Origin of the sequence: Alkalicoccus halolimnae (genome assembly GCF_008014775.2) — a bacterium.
In the GTDB taxonomy this organism is placed as follows: Bacteria; Bacillota; Bacilli; order Bacillales; family Salisediminibacteriaceae; genus Alkalicoccus; species Alkalicoccus halolimnae.
Window position 1 is genome coordinate 2,578,169 of the sequence record NZ_CP144914.1, and the last position, 18,991, is coordinate 2,597,159.

Genomic DNA, 18,991 nt, shown 5'->3' on the forward strand with positions numbered 1-18,991 from the left:
GAAGAGCCGCTTTCCGGAGTCACCTTCTACAGCTCCAGCATTTGAACAAAAAGAAAGACTTTGCTGCGAAAACAAGCGTACGACAGGTTTCTCCTATAAAAAAAGATGATTTTCTCTGCCGTATCCAGCGGAGACGCCAGTGGGTTGGGAGCGCCGTCTGAAGATCCTTTCCAATGCAGTCCGGCACTGGAAAGAGCTGAAGACAAGTCCCACGGCAGGCTTCCGCCGGTAAGCAAAGGAGAAAATTACAAGGAATAGAATAAATAGACTTCTTTCTTTACTTAATCAACACACTGAGCGCCATGACAGTGTTTGTCATGAAGGCCTTATTCCATGCAGGCGTCGTCCACCCGAAATGATTTATTTACGCCATCATGTCGTCTTCTTCCTGAGGAGAAATCATCGGCGCATAGGAAGCGGCTTCAGCAACGAGAGGATAATAGTGATCCACCCTTCTGGAAACGATCCAGTGCTGCTGGTTATACCAGGAGCCTTCCCGGAGCGTCGTTATCGATTTGGAAGCAATGCCCTGCGCATCTGCAGAAACAGTTACGTCTCTTTCATAATAAGGATCAACGGCGTAGACAGCAGTAAATGCCGATCCGTCTTCTTTTTCCCAGGCGGCATAGGCAGTGAAAGCCTGGATATTCATAGCAAGGTTTTCCCAGACCGCTTTCAGCGTATCTTTACTATTGGTGTTTGCATGAAACCTTTCGTCAATAAGCGGCGGATATTCTTCGTCGGAATCGGCTTCGGCTAGAAGTGCGAGGACGTCGATCCGCTGAATGCCGTATCCCGTCGTTACTTCCGGGAAATAAGCTTCCTCTTCAAAAAGAATGCCGATCCGTCCGATTTTTTCAATCGTTGCGACCGCCGGTTTTCTTCCCGGCTCCCATTTCACTTCGTCTTCCTGCAGGTGGGTGCTTCGGTGCACGTGGACAATTTCCCCTTTGTCATCAATCAGCCAGGCAGACAAATAAATATGCCCCTCCGCACACTCCGGAGCACTGACGACTACACTCGTCTCCAGCGCAAGGGCTAAGTGCTGATACTTCGGAAGCCATTCCACGGCAAAAGTCTGGCCGAGAAGCACGATCTCTTCATAGGACATGGCGGAAACAGGTCCCGTCGCACTGAGCGCCGGAAGTACAGCAAGCGCAGGAATGCCCTGCTGGCGCTTATCCTGCATCAGCGAAATTTTTCCCGCCCAGAAGCAGTAGTACTCGTGAAGCGACGCTTTTTCTTTCAAATCAATGCCGGTGAAACTCTGAACCTCGACTTGTTTCGGCTCTGCTGATTTACGGAAATTCCACGGGCCGATATGGAGCATGACATCTTTATATAATTCCGGTCTCCGCTTTAACAGACGTTCCCGGTTCGGGTTGTAATAATGCTTTGGATCGATGATGCCGTAGATAATTTCCTCTTCCCCGCCGTCCAGGGACGTGCCGGCTTCCACGAGCTTTTCACCGTAGGGGGACCAGATGGCACTTGCTCCGGCCATCTGGAACCCTTTTTCTTCATCCGCCCGGTTGGCACTGACGATATACATGCCGTTCAGCGTCGCCCATCCCTGCAGCATGGAAATCGTCTGCGCACTGGAATTGGTCGGGAACGCAAGAATGTCCGCCCCGTTTAAAGCCGGAACCCGGGAGCTTTCCATGTAGACAGCATCCATGCAGATATTAACCGCAATATTTCCGAGCTCCGTCTGAAAAACAGGAAATCCGAGATTCCCCGGAACAGCCCAGTGGGCCTCTGCTTCCCATAAATGCGTTTTGCGGTATTTTCCAATATATCCTTCCGGCCCGATAAGCGCGGCCGCATTATATAAAAGACCGGTTGCCTCATCGTGCTCGGGCATACCGAGGACAAGATAGACGTTCCAGTGAAGACAGAGCTTATGAAAACGATCGGTAATGGCACCCGGAATCGTATCTGTGCTCGGGAAAATGCTTTCCCTCGTTTCATACATATATCCAGATACGGCCAGTTCAGGTGTGACGATGAATTTTGCACCAGCAGAGGCAGCCTGCGTAACCGCTTCTTCTAATCGTTGTATATTTTCAGTGAGATTTCCTAGTTGTGGGTGAAATTGAATGGCTGCTGCAAAAAACATAATAGCCTGAATACCTCCTTTAAACGTTATATTCCGTCTTGAGAACACAATATACTAATATATATTTACCATACTTTCTTATACTTGCACAATCTTTATTTTACTATGAAATGAAAAATATTCTGCTATTATAAAATAGCAGAATATTTCCGTAATAGTACACTTATAACTCCCCGTTTTCCAGTCGTTTTCCCTGAAGACTGACCGCGTACATTCTCTTTCATTCTTCTTCGCTCCCAGCTGCGTACCGCTCTGCGATCTCCTTCATCTCTTCTGTGCCAAAAGCCCCTGGTGTCACGGCGTTTGCTTCCAGCCAGTAGCTGACACGAAAGCTTGTTCCGTCTTCCAGTTCAAAGCGGAGCAGGATCGGATCTTCCAGCTCCACCTCTTCATAAATAGTTGGAAAGCCGACATACTCCTGCTCAAAAAATTCTTCGAGAAAAGCGTTCTTATCCTCTTCCTCAAAGCTGCTTATAAAAGAGGCATCCTCCCTGCTGATGAGACTAACAGCATCCACGCGTCCTTCGATGTCATAAAAATCCGCAAGTGTGCCTCCTTCCTCTTTATCACTTACCTGAAAAATATCTCCTTCTGCCATTACCCGGAAGGTGGTTTCGTATCCCTCGACGGCATAAACTTTTTCCCCTTCCTGCACATATGCCGCGTCGCCATTGCGCAGCTGGTGGTCCGAACAGGCCCGGTCCGCCATCTGGTAAGTTATTTCTCCGACTTCTTCTCCCTGTTCTGCTTCGTTAAAACTCTCCTGTTCTTCAGAAAGACGCACATATTCCACATCATTGACTTTAAGCATGTCCACCCACGAAATTTTTCCGTCCGGACAGTTATTAACTGTATCGCGCACTTCTGCGCATGCTGTTAAAAGAATCAATAACAGAATCAGTCCAAATCGCATCGTCAATCCCCTTTCTATTAGGCTGCCTTGAAAATAAAGTAGTTAAGCGCTAAGCGTGCGCCTTCGTCTCCATAGGGACGCTTTCCGGCCCTCGGGAAAGCATCCGTCTGAACCGGAGATCTTATCAAACATTCGTATTTAACCTATCTCATGTGTATTAGGAAATACATTCAGCTGAAACTTAAAATCCTGAAAATATCGTTTATTATCAAGAACCGTGATTAACAAAGTGAAATTGTAAAATAAATCAATTTAGTAAGGACTTTTTATCATTTTAGTCTTATACTATTTTATAAGTATTGTATCCATAAAGGAGGGTCTATCATGGCAAATGCGCAGAGCAGAGAAAAGAAAATTTACAGAACAAAAAAGAAAATAAACCGGCTTTATAACGCTCTGGAAGAAGAAACGGAAAAAGAAATGGAAGCGTGGCAGCAGGTGAAAAAAGCGAACGCAGGCATAAAATCCGATTCGTCCGAAAAAATAATCCAAAGCAAGAAAAAGCAGATAAAAAGCGGAGATGAAACAAGACTGACCGCTGTTATAACAAAAGGAAGAATTTCAAGGAATATCATGAGAATGAAAGGCAAATTAGTCAAATATGAAGACAGATTAAGAAAAGCATCAGAAAAAGAAAAAGTAAAAAGCTGACCAGGTAAAGAAAAGCATGGCAGCAGGAGTAAAAATTCAAAAGTTGAAATACCTCACTAAAATAAATAAGGTAAATTTTCCCTATTATATCACCAAAAAAGAGCAGAGCCAAATCGATTCTTTGGCCCTGCTCTTTCTGTTTACTGCTGATTCCAGTTTTTCAGTTCTTCGACGGAAGAAAGCTGAACTTCTTCCCCGTCCGCTTCGCTTCCGTCCCATTCCAGCATACCGCCTTCGTAATTCACGACGTTGTCATAGCCGTGGGATTTAAGAAAAAGTGATACTTTCTGGGAGCGGTTGCCGCTTCGGCAGATGAACACATATTCCTTATCCTTATCGATACCTTCTGTCAGCTCCGGAATCGAGCGCATCGGAACGAGCGGAACACCCGGAATATGACGATTTGTATATTCCTCCGGTTCCCTGACGTCCACGACGACCTGTTTCGGGTCTTTTTTAGAGAGAATCTCTTTCAGTTCCTCTTTATCCACCTGTTTCACACCGTCGAGTTCTCGGCTCATCCTGTCATCACCTCGTAGTTATTTAATAGTTTAACTATAACGCCCCTGTTCCCTGCCTGTAAAGAAATCAGCGGTTAATTTCCGTGTCTCGCAGGAAGTGAAAGCTCGACGGAACCTGCCAGAAGCCCTCTACGTCTTCGCTCACACCAGCTACAAGGTCCGGATAATACAGATACGCATACGGCGATTCTTCGACGAGAAGATTCTGCGCTTCTTCATAAAGCTGGAGGCGCTCCTCTTCATCCGATTCCTGTCGTGCCTCTGTAAGCAGTGCGTCTATTTCTTCATTATCAAGGAAAGAGCGGTTTCCTGCCGCTCCTTTATTATTAGAATGAAAAACCGGATACAAACCGTAATCAGCGTCCAGTGTCACCGTGCCCCAGCTTCCAAGAAACATTTCACTGTTTCCTTCTCCTGCCATTTCCAGATACGTGCCCTGTTCGTAGGATTCAATCGAAACCTCTATACCAATCTGGGAGAGCTGCGCCTGAATCAACTGAGCGGCGTCCTCATTTTCCCGGTCGTCGTTGGTAAGCAGCGTTGTTTCAAAGCCGTCTTCATATCCTGCTTCTGAAAGCAGCTGCTCTGCTTCTTCAAGATCCTGTTCCACCGTTGCTGCGTCTTCGGAATAACCAAACACTTCCGGAGCGATCGGATAGTCGGCCTCTCTTCCGGTCCCGGCAAGTACTCCTTCGATAATATCCTCTTTATTAACTGCCATATGCACAGCGCGGCGCACGTCGGCATCGTCAAACGGAGATGCTTCCGTGTTAAAGCCTAAGTAAGCCATTCGTGCACTTTCCGACTGCTGAACACCGACGCCGTCCGCTTCTTCAAGACGGTCCATGTCACTTGGGTTAATAGGATAGGCAATATCGAGTGATCCGGTTTCCAGTTCCCCGATTCGTGTCAGCCCTTCCGGAATAACGCGGAACGATATCCCTTCCACTTTTGCCTGTTCTTCGTCCCAGTATTCTTCATTTTTTGCGAGCCTTACGTAGTTTCCTGGTTCATACTCTTCATATTGAAAATAACCGGTGCCCGCCGGCCCGTCCTGAGCAGCCTCAAACGGATCCTCTCCGTTTTCAAGGTTTTCGTAAGAAGCATCGATAATCGCCGGACTCACAATGCTGCCGCCGGGATGAGCGAGGTGCGAAGGAAGCGGCGCGAATGGATACTCTGTTGTAATATGAAGCGTGCTGTCGTCCACTACGGTGATATCCTCAATCATGTCAAAAATAAAAGCCACCGGGGAACCCATGTCCGGGTCGAGTATCCGCTCAAAATTCCGCTGAATGACTTCCGGCGTCAATTCTTCCCCATCGTGAAACGTGACTCCTTCTCTTACTGTTACTTCCCACACGTCATCTTCAATCTGTTCGAGGTCTTCGGCAAGACCCTGCTCGATTTCCAAATCCTCATTGAAATAAACGAGCCTGTCATAAATCGTCGAGTTAATCGAGTTGGAAACATTCTCATTTGCTCCGTGCGGGTCAAGAGAAACCGGATCAGAGGCGATACCAAACTGCAGGTATTCTTCTCCCCCTACCATTTCCTGTTCTTCTGCATTCTCGGGTGACCCTTCTTCCTCACTCGTATTGTTGTTCTCCGGTTCTGCAGCGCACGCGGTAAAAAATAACCCGCAGGCTGCTAATCCTAATGCTTTTTTCAATTAAATCCATCCTTTCGTTTATAAAACCGAGTTAACTTATCTGTTTTATGTATATGTATTATTATAGAAAGCAGGACATCCTCTGTCAATAAAGGAAACTCAGGTAAACAAAAAAAGACTGAACAGACGTACTGCCCAGTCTTTTCAAAACGCTGCGAAGAGCTGTTTCCTGATTTGTACAAACTTTCTTCTGCTGACCAGAGGTAGTTTCTCCGTTATTCACTGCACAGTACAAGGGACTACCTTCAAAAGAAGAACCGATTAAAAAGCTATCATACTCTTTTAAGAATAGCTGTCCTGAAATAAAAATGTATATAAGGAACTTCCTTTTTCGATTCTCCTTTGTAAACGTCCGCATGCGTTTCCATGGGGACGCTTTCCGGGCGGGCCGGCCTCAGCTAATCCCTTCCTCCCCACGGTCGGTAGCAATGCATCTTCAGCTCAGCCTTATTCGCCTCGGAGTCGCCCCATGTCCACTCCAGCTTCCGGTAAAAATGATAGAGAAGTAACTGCCATCCAACAAAATAATCCTTTCTTGAAAATCATTCATACCACCTTTATAGTGGGAAATTCCATTCTTGTAAAAGGGCATTTTCATCCTTCATCGTGCAAGGTTTTGCATGAGTATCTCTGTTAAAATTGAAGGCTCTTACGCACGTATGGGGAAAACAAGCTATATCTGACAAAATAAGTTGATTTCACTCTTAAAGCTTCTATCGTTTAAGCCTGGTCCGACAGCTTTTTTAGTAAAGTTATCTTCTGTCATCGTAATTCGGAAAGATAAGTTCCCTTTTTTTTGCGTAAGAACCAAGTTGAATGTTGATATTTATAGAAAAAACAGAACTTCCAATATTTATGGAAGTTCTGTTTGACTTTATGCATGAATTAAATACTTATACAAGGAGAAACAATTTTAATTCAACACTATAAAACGCCTTATTATACTTTTGTACAACAAAAAGCCATACCATTCACCCTGACTTTTTATAACGAACTATTAACTTTTCTATGAAATAAGTTACTACATAAAACAGCACTCCCAAAATCAAACCATACACTATAAAAACTAATAACCCGTCACCCTCACGAATACTTCTTAAAAGTGCTGCTGTAATACCTCCATAAGCTGCTATCATAGGATAACTAAATAATTCAGCCTTCACTGTACCCATCCAATAACGATCAGCTCTCTAAACTGGAAGAAAACCCCGCTTTTCTTTATTTTGTATACCAGAACCTGGAAGCTAGTATGCCCATACCACCGACAATCAGGAATAATATTGCACGAATGAGCAGATCCATATCCGGCAAATCCAGAAAAATGATTTTCAGCAATGTTGCCATGAGCAGTACAATGCCAATCAAGCGGTACGTTTTATCTGCTTGCATAACACCAAACGCCACATTTCCTAACGCGTATAATACCCAGACAACAGAAATACTCATTGCGGTAACATCATTGGATATATCGACTGTCAAAACGGAGATGACTTGCGAAAGAAAAGTCAGAACCACGAATAAATGCAGCCACTTCAATATGAATTTCCAAGTAATCACATTACTGCGTGAATTCTTTGGAATTTTTATTACATGAATCATATAGCCGAGCGTGATGACTAATACAAGCCAGCCTAACGTTTCTTGAGAAAAAATCGTGTTTATCGAGGTGGTTAATACAATGACTCCACCCGTGAAATAAACCGCAGAGGAAAAAATAATATTCCACAAATTTTTCAATCGAACACTTAACCAGAGGGAGGTTGTCCCCTGCAGCAGCAATAAAACCCCGATATGTCTCATATCAAACGTAAGCAGTACATAATACGCCAATGCAAAACCGGCAATGGACAACGACACTGTGAAATAATTTTTGTAATTCTCTTTGTTGAACAAATAATAGGCTAAGAAGCCGTAAAATAATACAGAAATAATGAGGAACCAGCCAACTGCCGCCTCGTAAAGGAATGTATGTACCCAAAAAGCAGTGAAGATAAAACTGATATGGAGCACAATCAGAAAAGATTTTTCCGTTATTACTTTTTTGCTGAACGCAAACAGCCCTAATAAAACCAGATGATTCAAAACCAGCAAAGAGAGTGCAATTGTTTCCCAATAATCAGTGAGAGTGGCTGCCCCTGTAAAGATAATCATGGCCAAATGATATAAACCAAAGGCAATAATAAACATGATTTTGTATTTATAGAGGAATGCCAAAGCCAGGAGCGCTGTCACTAAGACAAATTCATAGGTCAAAAATACGAAAAAGTTTGGATTCGCACTGTCAATTAAGAATGGCACCAGCACCCCGCCGATACTCGTGATGATCCCTAACGCTTCACTTCTGTGCTTGATGGTCCATGCGCAGGCGGTGCCAATAATAATGACATGAAAGACGAAGGCGAAGGTGGAAGGGATGACGCCATACAAGCTGTTTCCCGCAAAAACGGTGAACATCGCAACGACGACAGCTCCGCCCAGCAGCACTTGTCCTAAGTTTTCCCTATGACCGGCGATTTGTTTCGCTCCGCCATAATACAGCAAGAGAGACACAATGACACCGATGGCTAACCGCACAGGTTCCGTGACATACCCATAGTCGATTGCTGCAACAAAAGCCCACATGACACCCAGCAGCATGATGATGATAAAAATTCTCGGCAGCCAGATTTTCCCGAAAGTTTCTTCCCAGTTTTTCTTTTCTTTTGGCGGGTCTTGTTGTACTGCTTTTTTCTGTAGTTGTTTTCTTGATTGAATCACCGCTGTTTTTTCTGTATAAATAGTTTCTTCTTTCTTTTTGTCTGTTAATACTTCTATTTTCTCTTCCAGGTATTTAACTTTTTTTTCCAGTATTTCGATTCTTGTTTCGTTATCCACTCTCCTGCCTCCCCTGCTAACAAGAAATTATGTTATTTCCTGAATTTTGATAATTTCATTGTATCATAGGTTTCGACACCTGGAATTAATTCCCTTTTATTTATGTATCTTCAATGGTGATTTCATTTCTTTAAGGTAATTGTTCCAATATTTCGTTGCCAGGCCGTTAAGTCGCTGTGTCCATCCTTTTAACCTGCTGTGATAGCTGTTGACGTTCTGAATGTGATAAAACCCTTTTTTAAGAACCTATCCATTCGACTTAAACTGGTAAATAGTCATGGATGTTTCCGCAGCGCAGGTTTTAGATACACGCTGACAATCGGTGCATAAGATGTGTCCCCACTCCGCTCGACCGCACAGAAGACGGAATTAGCTGAGGCCCTCCCTGCGCCCCCATGGAAACGAAGGCGCACGTTCATCGATTCAATACTTTATTTTCAAGGTAGCTTAAAAAAAAGACTGTGCAGAGTTTCTACACAGTCTTTCCGCCGGCTGTGCCGGTATTTTTTCCGCTGTACCGTCTGCACGTCTCTCTTTTAACCATTTTGTGCGGGACGATCACTTTTCTTGCTTCGATTCCCGTATGAAGAATCTGGTCAATCAGCAGATTCGCCGCTTCGTAGCCGAGGCTGTAAATATTAATATCCACCGTTGTCATTGGAGGTGCAGACAGTTCCGAGATCATCACGTTATTGAAGCTGATAATCGAAATATCATCGGGCACATGGACATCCATTTCGTTCAACATTCTCATAACACCGAACGTCATAATATCATCTGCCACGATGAGGGCCGTCGGCGGGTATGACAGGCTCAGTAAATCAATTACCGCTTCCTGGCCGCCTTCCTGAAGCTCCTCGTGAAAAACGACATATTCCTCGCGCGGTTCGATACCGGCATTCTGAAGGGCACGGTGGTAGCCTTCCATATGATCGATCGTCAGAACATAGTCCAGATTGCCGCCCACAAAGGCGATCCGCTTGTGTCCAAGCAGCAGAAGGTATTCCGTCACAGTTTTCGCTGCTTTAAAGTTATCATTATTTACGTAGCTGATATTCCGGTGCGTCTCGTCGTAAGGGCGTCCAATCAAAGTGAACGGGAAGTCCTGTGTATTCAAATAGTCGAGCACTTTATCATTTACTTTGGAGTAAAGAATAATGATTCCGTCCACCCGTTTTCCCTGCACCATGTCCTGTACTTCTTCGAGAATTTCGTCATCCGACTGGCCGGTGGAAAGGTAAAGTCCGTAATCCAGCTGATGGGATTTTGTACTGATACCGCGGATAACTTCCGGAAAAAAAGGATTCTGGAACGTTTTATTCGCCGAATTCGGCATCACTACGCCTATCGTTTTCGTAGACTGACTCGCGAGACTGCGGGCATTGAAGTTCGGATGGTAACCGAGTTCTTTCATCGCTTCACGTACTTTTTCCTTCGTCCTGTCGCTGATGCGCGGACTGTCGGAGATGACCCGGGAAACGGTGGAAGGGGCTACTTTAGCAATTTTGGCAACGTCTTTGATCGTAACAGTCATCTGCGTTCATCCCTTCTATAATATTATATTTATACGTTTCACCGAATATGATTACTTATATTGTAATCGGTTTCACATAATATGCAAGTCTTAGCAGAGAATTTATCTCCATTATAAACCATATCGGGCGGGATATGCTCACCTTCGGGGACAAGCGTATGCCGTTGTTTGTAGAGAAAAAGAGGAAGGAGCCGGAAGCCCCTTCCCCGCACATTTTATTTTTCTGTTCTGCTTTCTAAAATGAAAAACCGAAAGTCTTTTAAGAAGTTGTTGTGATCCAGAGAAGCAGAGATGAGTAAAGCATTAAGCCTCCTGCAGCGGTGAGCAGCAGAATCGCGAGAACTTTAAATTTTCCAAACATCGAACTCCTCCTTTTATCCTTTTTCCGCTCCGGCGGTTAGTCCTTCCACAATATACTTCTGGAAAATAAAGAACAAAAGCATCAGCGGCACGGAAATCAGTACAGCTCCGGCGGCAAAAACAGTAAAGTTGTTGTTGGACTGACCGGAAACGAGCGTAAACAGTCCCTGAGCCAGCGTCCAGTTTTCACTGGAACGGAGAATAACTTCTGCCATGATAAAATCCATGCTTGCTGCGATAAAGCTGTTGAAGGCTACAAAAGCCAGGATCGGTGTCGCAAGCGGCATCATAATTTTCCGCAGAATTTCCAGGTTTGATGCCCCGTCAATGCGCGCGGCTTCTTCCAGACTTTTAGGGATACCGTCAAAGAACCCTTTGACGATCCATGTGTTAAAGGCAACACTGCCTGCTGCAAGAACGAGAATGTAGCCGAGGTGCGTATCGAGCAGATTAAGCGTGCCAAGGAGCGTATAAATAGCAATCATCCCCATAATCGTCGGGAACATCTGCAGGATAACGAGTGCCATCAGCCCCTGCTTTTTTCCTTTAAAAGAAAAACGGCTGAAGGCGTATCCGGACATGAAACCGAATGTCGTGGATAAAATCATGTTTGTCACCGCGATAAACATCGTATTTCCGTACCAGGTCATATACGGATAATCCGTAAACAGGGCCTGATAGTGGCTCCAGTTCAAGTCCAGGATGTTCGGAAACGTTTCGGAGGAGTGCAGCGACGTTCCCGGGTTAACAGAACCGATAAACACAAAGTAAACCGGGAAAAGACAGATAATCATCAGCGAGATAAGAATGCCGTAGACGAGCACATTGTTAAAGATTTTTTTGCCTTTGTGCTTGTTTTTCATTACATTGCATCCCCTTTCATCGCTTTCGTATTACGCAGATTCAGATAAGCAAAAATGGATATGATCAGGAAGACGAGCAGTGCTACAGCCGAAGCGATCGCATACTGGCCGTTTTCGAGCGTCATATTAAAGATCCAGGAAAGCAGAATATCTGTATGTCCGGCGTAATTGTAGCCGGCGTTTGTCGGCCCGCCTTCTGTCATCAGATAAATGAAAGTGAGCTGATTGAAGTTAAAGGCGAACGTAAAGACCATAAGCGGAATCGCACCGACCATAACAATAGGAAAGGTAATTTTCTTAAACTGCTGGACGATGGAGGCTCCGTCCACTTCGGCAGCTTCGTAAAGCTCTTTGCTGATCGTAGTCAGAATAGCTGTAAAAAGAGCCATCCAGAACGGGAAACCGAGCCAAAGGTTCGTCAGGAGGACGGCAATCTTTGCCCAGATCGGATCCGAAAGCCACGGTACGGCAGCGATGCCGACCGACTGCAGCATATCGTTGATAACGCCGAACTGTCCGTTATACATGTTGCGGAAAATAAGAATGCTGACAAAGCCAGGCACTGCCCATGGAATAATGAACATGTTGCGCCAGAATCTGCGGTACTTGACCTGCTTCTGGGAAAGGGTCACGGCAACAAAAAGTCCCGCAAACACGACGAGCAGTGTGGAACCGAGTGCCCAGACGATCGTCCATGCAAATACTCCTAGAAACGTTCCGCGCCACGATTCCATCGTAAACAGGCGCATAAACTGTTCAAGTCCGACCCAGTCCACCAGTGAGGCCGGGGGCAGGTAGTTCGGAGAAGAAAAGTTCGTAAAGGCGATAAGAGAAGTGAAAATCAGCGGGAAGATTGTCAGGAAAATAATGAACAGAGCGGTCGGAATAATAAGAATGATCGCAAAGCCATCGTCCCAGATGTTCTTCATCGTTTTATCAAATGTAAGCGGCGTATGGCCCGCTTCTCTCGTCTTACCTGTTATGTAGGCATCTTTCACACTCAAATAGTAAATGCCGATCGTAATTAACAGCACGATGAGCATGAGCAGTCCTTCTGCCATCATCATAATAGAGTGATCGCCTTCTTCAATAACTCGTCCCCGCGCCCTTTCCTGCGGGGTGTCACCAAGTGTAGCGATACCCATCAGGCCGTTTATGAGCGGATTAAGCATCAAAGTCAGGAAAATTAAATAAAACCCGGCCCAGAAGGCCGCTTTTACATACTGTCTGTTGTAGAGCTGACCGGCTCCCATAAAGACGAGCGAGAGAATCGCGGCGATCATTCCGTAGCTTTTCTCCTGCGGCGCCGTTTCTGCCTGTTCATACGATGCCATGAATAGTCCTCCTTTTTTAGGTGCTGACACCTCTGAATTAAAGTTTATTGGTGACAAAATCAGCGGAAATTCCCGAGCCTTTCCGGGCAATTTTTTTCAACAATAAGCTTTAATGCCGTTATTATTGAAAATTAGCTGCTATATGCAAATACTATGTTCAAACTATAAATGTTGGAGGAAAAAGATGGTTTCCTCTGCCGTAAACAACCGCTTTCGTTTCCATAGCGGTGGAGCTCCGTCCTCCGCTGCGTTTTCTTCCCAGCTGGACACCCGTTACCATAGCACATGTTTTTTTCAAAAATAGGTAAAAGAAAGAGGATGCCTCAAAAAGCATGGGAGAGGCATCCTCTTCCGACCGGTGAGGGTTTACTGCTGCTGTTCTTCGATTGCCGTTTCGATAGTGGAAACCGCCTGGTCGAGAGCTTCCTGGATATCTGTGTCGTTATTCCAAACATCAATAACGGCGGATTCCATCGGCTCCCAGACGAGAGGCATTTCCGGAACGTTCGGCATCGGTACAGCGGACTGAGCCTGCTCAAGGAAGGCTGAGGCAATTTCGTCCGACTGGATTTCATCACTTTCAGCAATATCTACGTGAGGAGGAAGCTGACCTGTAGTTTCAAATGCGGCCAGCAAACTCTCTTCGCTGGACATATGCTGTGCCAGAAGGGATGCCGCATCCGGGAATTCCGAATAGGAGTTCACGTAAAAGCCGCGTGTACCAGAAAAGCTCGTCGGTACTTCCCCATTACTGAGCTCTGGAAGTGGCATAACGTTAAAGTCAACGCCTGCATCTTCGTAGCCGCGGACCGCCCATGGACCGTCGATATCAAAGCCAAGGCTTCCTTCTTCGAAAAGAGCTGTTTTAATGTCTGCTGTAATGTCTTCCGCAGTCAACCCTGAAAGCACTTCGTCGCGCATCGTGGTAAGAAGCTCCACTCCTTCAACCGCCCCTTCGTTGTTTAGGCCGATATCGTCCACGTTTGTGTTGTCATCACCGAATACATAGCCGCCGTAGCCGCCGATAAACGCGTAATTGAAGTAGAAGTTAGCGGGTTCCATCATAAATCCGTACTGATCACCATCTGTCAAGTCAGCGGCCATATCGATCATTTCGTCCATTGATCCCGGCTCCTCATCCACTAACTCTTCATTATAAAAGAGCGCATATGTTTCAATACCTGTAGGATATCCGTAAAGCATGCCGTCAAAAGAAGTGGCTTCAATGGAAGCTTCAAGAAAATTTTCTTCATATTCTTCCGGCCAGAAGTTCTCGAGAACGAGGCCTGCGGAAATGGCCCGGCCGATCCGGTCATGAGTGGAAGCAAAGACGTCAGCCGCCTGCCCGGATGGACCATCTGTTGCAAGACGCTCCGGTGCATCTTCCTGGGATACTTCTTCTACCTCGACCGTAATCCCGTGTTCCTCTTCAAAAGAGGCAGCCATTTCTTCCGCCCACTCCAGCTGCTCGTCGCCGTCGCTCCAGAGAGTGAGTTCTGCCCCTTCTTCTGCTTCTACTTCAAAATCTTCCATGTTAGTTTCCCCTGAGGCTTCCCCGTTTCCGTCACCTCCGTTGTCGCTGTCTGCTTCATTTCCTCCGCATGCGGCAAGCGCAAGTGACAATACTGGAATCATCCCGAGTGTTACCCATAGTGATCTGCTTTTTTTCATTATAAATTCCCCCTGTATAAATTATTAGTCTCTGTCTGTCGACAGCTTTCGTAACCGCTTGCAACAACCACAAAAAAATAAAGGCTGTCCGCAGGTCGTATTTCCTTCGAAAATAAAGACAATCGTTTGCACTTAAAAATTTAATGCGATTTCTCCAGGAATTAACTGGTGAAATCGTTTGCATCTTTTGCTGTTATTAATATACTATGGGTGGTCTTCAATTACAAGGTCTTAAGTTAAATTTTTTTACAATTCCTTTTAGCTAGAAGTAAAATCTTTTCAATAAGCTTCTATAAATCCCTTTATATCAGCTTTCAATCATTTTTTCTAATCTTTGATATTATTTTTTAGAGTCCTCTTTTTTCAGCGTTATTATTTTTCTTTTCTCTTTTCCAAAAGAAATTTTTTGCACAGAAAGCAAATTCTTTGTTTAATGAAAAAATTAAGTACCTTTTAAGTTCAACTGTCTTTATGCGCAACGAAAATATCGTTTTGCGCAAATAATGCACGCAGCCTGCCTTCATTTTTTCCGCCCCTGCGTGCTTAACGCCATTTTCTCTTTTATCGTGCAGTTCCCCCTGTCGGCCGTATGATAAATAATTTACAGCGGCTGGTCACAGTTTATTTTTTTCAGCCAGCATGAGAAGGCATTCTCTAATGAAGAAAAAATAAATCAGACCCCCTTTCTTGTTCTTCGATGTCTTCAAAAACCTTTGTAAGGTTACCTGCACCTGGTCGTGCACCATGAATTGGGCTTAATTTATGCAGATAATCGTAAGGCAGAAAGGCAGCTATATGATTAAACATTATAATAAACGTATAAAAATACGAATTCTTTTACAGTAAACTGTTTTACAGTTTACGAAGCAGGATTGTATAACACTTTACGGAGTCTTCTTTTATCCCTTACTGTGAAAAGGCTCACGCTCATTGAGACAGGTTTCCTTAACGTGTGATTTTATCGGGAATCTTTTGACATTCCCCCCCTTTTCTGATTAAATTAAATAGAATATCGCACTAATGCGGTATATAATTATCCATTCTATTTAAAAGGGGGAAATTTCATTGAAAAAGGTTACTTCTTTATCAGTCCTTCTCGTTTCCAGTGCGCTTTTTATGACAGCGTGCGGCGGCAATGATGGGGGCGGAAACACTGCCGAAGAAAACGGCGGAAATGGTTCCGGCAACACAGAAGAGAACACAGAAGAGAACGCAGAAGAGAACGCAGAAACAAGCAATGAAACGGAAGAGACAAATGAAGCGGCCAACAATGGCGGCGGTGGCGAGGCTGACTTGAACAACATGCAGCTCGGTACCGGTTCGACAGGCGGTACGTATTATCCTCTTGGCCAGGAAATTGCTACGACAATCAACAATAATATTGAAGAGTATGAAGAATTCGACATGAGTGCTGTTTCTTCCGGCGCTTCCGTTGACAACATTGTCAGCATCTTTAACGGAGAAATGGACATGGGTATGACAGTTCACCTTCCGGCTCTCGACTCTCTTACAGGCGATGGCGACTTTGAAGGTGTAGAAATCGACAACTTTGGATTTATGGGCCACATTTATCCGGAAGTCATGCAGATCGTAACACCGGAAGATTCCGGTATAGAAACGGTTGCAGACCTTGAAGGCGCCCAGATTGCTATCGGACCTCCGGGAAGCGGTACACAGGCGGCAGCACGTCTGCTCCTTGAAGCCCACGGCCTTGAAGAAGGCGACTACGAAGTGTTTGAAGAAGCTTTCGGTGACGCTCAGGGACGTATTCAGGATGGTCAGCTCGACGCTTCCTTCGGTCTCTTAGGTCTCCCTGCCGGCGGTATTGAAGAGCTTGCTGCTACGACTGACGTCAGCCTCGTCTCCATTACAGACGAAGCTGTCGATTATGTAGAAGAAAACAGCGGCTATGAAGCTTTCGATATTCCTGGTGATTCCTACGACTTCCTTGAAGAAGACGTAACGGCTATTACAGCTTATGCCATTATGGTAGGCTCCACGGACAGCATTGATGAGGAGCTCGGCTACCAGATTACGAAAGCGATGTTTGAGTATGCGGATGAAATCTCCCACCCACAGGGTGAGCAGATGACACTGGAAAATGCTCTTCTCGGTTCTGAAGGTCTGCCGATGCACCCAGGTGCTGAGCGTTACTTTGAAGAAGAAGGCATTACGGAAGAATAATTTGAACATGCGGGACCGGACTTTTCGTCCGGTCTCCTCTTTTCAGGAAGCAGACTGCGCGGGGGCTCTGGCTGCATGAAGTGCAGGCAGAACATCGACGAAAGCGCAGGAGGCTGCTCCTGTCTTTTCGTCGATCAATCCGCAGCTGATGGATTTTTATAAGGTGAGGTGACGAACATGACAAATCAGGAAAAAGATGAAGGTTTTTTGACCGAAGAAGAACAAAAAGAAGTGCTTGCGAAATATGATAAAGAATCCTCTTTCCGGCAGTTCCCGGGAAAGTGGGCCTGGGTAATTACGTTAATCGCCGTCTCCCTTACCGTCTTCCATATCTGGAGAGCTTTTCCCCAGACCGGCGGACCTCTCGTTTCCCTCATGCAGGGGGCTGTACACCTGGGGACAGCAATGGGACTTATCTTTCTGCTCTATCCATTAAGAAAAGGCGGGAGACATAAAGAAGGCGTTCCCTGGTATGATGTTATACTAGCGTTTCTTGCGATGGCATCCTGTTACTACATCCTTTTCCGCTACGACTGGATAACCGGTGCAGCAAGGATTATGGGATTTTCCACGCTCGACATTATTGTTGCAACTATTGGAATTGTTCTGCTTCTTGAGGCAACGAGACGTGCCGTCGGCCTTCCGATCGTCGCTATTGGAGTCATTGCAATCCTATACGGAATGTTTGGTACGAATATTCCATACTTCGGCCACGGAGGATTTGACTGGAACGGGCTTTCCCGACGGCTTTTCTATTCTTCTGATGCCATTTTTGGTACGCCGATACAAATTTCATCGACGTATATATACTTATTCCTGTTTTTCGGAGTCATGCTCACGAAAACCGGAGTCGGACAATATTTTAACGATCTCGCATTCGGTTTAACCGGACGCTTCACGGGGGGGACGGCCAAAGCCGCCGTTGCAGCCTCTGCTCTGCAGGGGACAGTTACCGGAAGCTCGGTTGCCAACACGGTTGCTTCCGGCTCCTTTACGATTCCGATGATGAAACGCGCGAAATTCCGGCCGGAGTTTGCGGCTGCTGCTGAAGCATCTGCTTCCACCGGTGGTCAGATTATGCCTCCGATTATGGGGGCCGCCGCTTTTATTATGGCGGAATATGTGTCGACAGTTAATTACAGTGACATTATTATTATTGGTATCATTCCTGCTTCGCTTTATTTTGCCGGTGTGTTTCTCGGCACCCACTTTGAAGCGAAACGTTACGGCATCCATGGTCTGCCGAAAGAAGAGCTTCCTTCAACGAAAGGGCTCCTTAAAGGATCCTACCTGCTTCTGCCGCTGATCATTATCGTAACGATGCTCGTCAACGGCTTTACGCCTACTTACGCAGCACTGACGGGTATCGGTGCGGCGCTTGCAGTCAGCTACTTCCGCAAAGATACGCGGATGATGCCGCGCGATATTCTTGATGCTCTGGAGCAGGGGGCGAAAGTCGCTCTTCCGGTTATTGCAGCCTGTGCGTCAGCCGGAATTATCGTCGGGACGGTTGTATTTACCGGACTCGGCGGACGAATTGCCGGCGGACTTATCGCAATGGCAGGCGACAGTTTATTTCTGCTTCTCTTCTTTACGATGATCGCCTGTATCCTGCTTGGAATGGGACTTCCTACGACAGCAAACTATGTCGTAACAGCTTCCATGGCAGCACCGGCATTGATTAACTTCGGTGTTCCGGAAGTTGCTGCCCACTTTTTCGTCTTTTATTTCGGAATCGTGGCGGACATTACGCCTCCGGTATGTCTGGCCGCTTACGCCGGGGCCGGAATAGCCAAAGCAAACCCGATGAGGGCCGGGGTGACCGCCTTCAAGCTCGCCATTGCAGCGTTTATTATTCCGTATGTCTTCGTCTATAATCCGCAGATGCTGCTCGTGGATGCAGATGTCTTAACCGTTATCTATCTCGTTCTTACCGCAATGCTCGGCATGGCAGCGGTGAGTGCCGTGATGATGGGCTACTTCTTCAATACGTTTAAATGGTACGAAAGGCTGCTGCTGCTCGCTGCCGGCATCATGCTGATCTACCCGGAAAATCTGCTTATCGAAGGAAGCGGCTTCGTTCTGGTAGTATTGATCGCCATCGTGCAGAGAGCACGCAAAAAACGAAGCGAAAGTACCTGAAAACGAATCAACGCTCTGTAAAAAAATTCCGGTCTCCCCTGCCGCTGCCGGGAAAGGGACCGGAACATATTCCAGCAAAATGAAGAAGCCTCTCACAATCGTGAGGGGCTTCTTAAGAATGTTGATTAAGTAAAGAAAGAAGTCTATGTATTC

At 45.8% G+C, this 18,991-nt stretch carries 13 protein-coding genes and 1 pseudogene; 3 read left to right on the top strand and 11 right to left on the bottom strand.

Going from position 1 to position 18,991, the window contains the following annotated elements; genetic code table 11:
• Positions 1-364 precede the first annotated feature (364 nt).
• Together FTX54_RS11915 and FTX54_RS11920 are read right to left on the bottom strand one after the other, a co-directional pair.
• Positions 365-2,119 carry a nitrilase-related carbon-nitrogen hydrolase gene (locus FTX54_RS11915; protein WP_147803568.1) on the bottom strand — a complete coding sequence of 585 codons (1,755 nt, stop codon included), beginning with the start codon at positions 2,117-2,119 and terminating at the stop codon, positions 365-367.
• A 220-nt stretch (positions 2,120-2,339) separates the two neighbouring features.
• The gene (locus FTX54_RS11920; RefSeq protein ID WP_147803567.1) at positions 2,340-3,032 is read right to left on the bottom strand and encodes a hypothetical protein; all 693 of its coding nucleotides are present in this window, start codon (positions 3,030-3,032) and stop codon (positions 2,340-2,342) included.
• A 324-nt stretch (positions 3,033-3,356) separates the two neighbouring features.
• Here FTX54_RS11920 and FTX54_RS11925 point away from each other — a divergent pair, with 324 nt between their 5' ends.
• Complete coding sequence (locus tag FTX54_RS11925; RefSeq protein WP_147803566.1) at positions 3,357-3,683, top strand: hypothetical protein; 327 nt, start codon at positions 3,357-3,359, stop codon at positions 3,681-3,683.
• 140 nt (positions 3,684-3,823) lie between these two features.
• On the opposite strand, the gene FTX54_RS11930 is transcribed toward FTX54_RS11925, so the two are convergent.
• The 9 genes and pseudogenes from FTX54_RS11930 to FTX54_RS11970 form a co-directional block, all read right to left on the bottom strand.
• Positions 3,824-4,204 carry a rhodanese-like domain-containing protein gene (locus FTX54_RS11930; RefSeq protein WP_147803565.1) on the bottom strand — a complete coding sequence of 127 codons (381 nt, stop codon included), beginning with the start codon at positions 4,202-4,204 and terminating at the stop codon, positions 3,824-3,826.
• A 67-nt stretch (positions 4,205-4,271) separates the two neighbouring features.
• Complete coding sequence (locus FTX54_RS11935; protein WP_246125602.1) at positions 4,272-5,876, bottom strand: glutathione ABC transporter substrate-binding protein; 1,605 nt, start codon at positions 5,874-5,876, stop codon at positions 4,272-4,274.
• Between the two features lie 971 nt (positions 5,877-6,847).
• Positions 6,848-7,039 (bottom strand): hypothetical protein, encoded by a 192-nt coding sequence (locus FTX54_RS11940; RefSeq protein WP_187254516.1) that lies wholly within the window; start codon positions 7,037-7,039, stop codon positions 6,848-6,850.
• Positions 7,040-7,094: 55 nt separating this feature from the next.
• Positions 7,095-8,750 (bottom strand): DUF2339 domain-containing protein, encoded by a 1,656-nt coding sequence (locus FTX54_RS11945; protein ID WP_147803563.1) that lies wholly within the window; start codon positions 8,748-8,750, stop codon positions 7,095-7,097.
• 32 nt (positions 8,751-8,782) lie between these two features.
• A pseudogene (locus FTX54_RS11950) lies at positions 8,783-9,086 on the bottom strand (IS1595 family transposase); the annotation flags it as partial.
• A 136-nt stretch (positions 9,087-9,222) separates the two neighbouring features.
• A complete protein-coding gene (locus tag FTX54_RS11955) occupies positions 9,223-10,284 on the bottom strand; it encodes a LacI family DNA-binding transcriptional regulator (protein WP_147803562.1) in 1,062 nt (353 codons plus the stop codon).
• A gap of 374 nt (positions 10,285-10,658) precedes the next feature.
• Entirely contained in the window at positions 10,659-11,507 is an 849-nt protein-coding gene (locus FTX54_RS11960) for a sugar ABC transporter permease (protein WP_147803561.1), read from the bottom strand.
• Positions 11,507-12,841 carry a carbohydrate ABC transporter permease gene (locus tag FTX54_RS11965; protein ID WP_147803560.1) on the bottom strand — a complete coding sequence of 445 codons (1,335 nt, stop codon included), beginning with the start codon at positions 12,839-12,841 and terminating at the stop codon, positions 11,507-11,509. The genes FTX54_RS11960 and FTX54_RS11965 overlap by 1 nt, the downstream gene beginning before the upstream one ends.
• Positions 12,842-13,207: 366 nt before the next feature.
• Positions 13,208-14,512: a sugar ABC transporter substrate-binding protein gene (locus tag FTX54_RS11970; protein WP_222706841.1), complete on the bottom strand. Its 1,305-nt coding sequence runs from the start codon at positions 14,510-14,512 to the stop codon at positions 13,208-13,210.
• A gap of 1,065 nt (positions 14,513-15,577) precedes the next feature.
• Here FTX54_RS11970 and FTX54_RS11975 point away from each other — a divergent pair.
• Both FTX54_RS11975 and FTX54_RS11980 read left to right on the top strand, forming a co-directional pair.
• Positions 15,578-16,696 (top strand): TAXI family TRAP transporter solute-binding subunit, encoded by a 1,119-nt coding sequence (locus tag FTX54_RS11975; protein ID WP_246125601.1) that lies wholly within the window; start codon positions 15,578-15,580, stop codon positions 16,694-16,696.
• A gap of 177 nt (positions 16,697-16,873) precedes the next feature.
• The gene (locus FTX54_RS11980; RefSeq protein WP_147803559.1) at positions 16,874-18,838 is read left to right on the top strand and encodes a TRAP transporter permease; all 1,965 of its coding nucleotides are present in this window, start codon (positions 16,874-16,876) and stop codon (positions 18,836-18,838) included.
• The last annotated feature ends 153 nt before the right edge of the window (positions 18,839-18,991 follow it).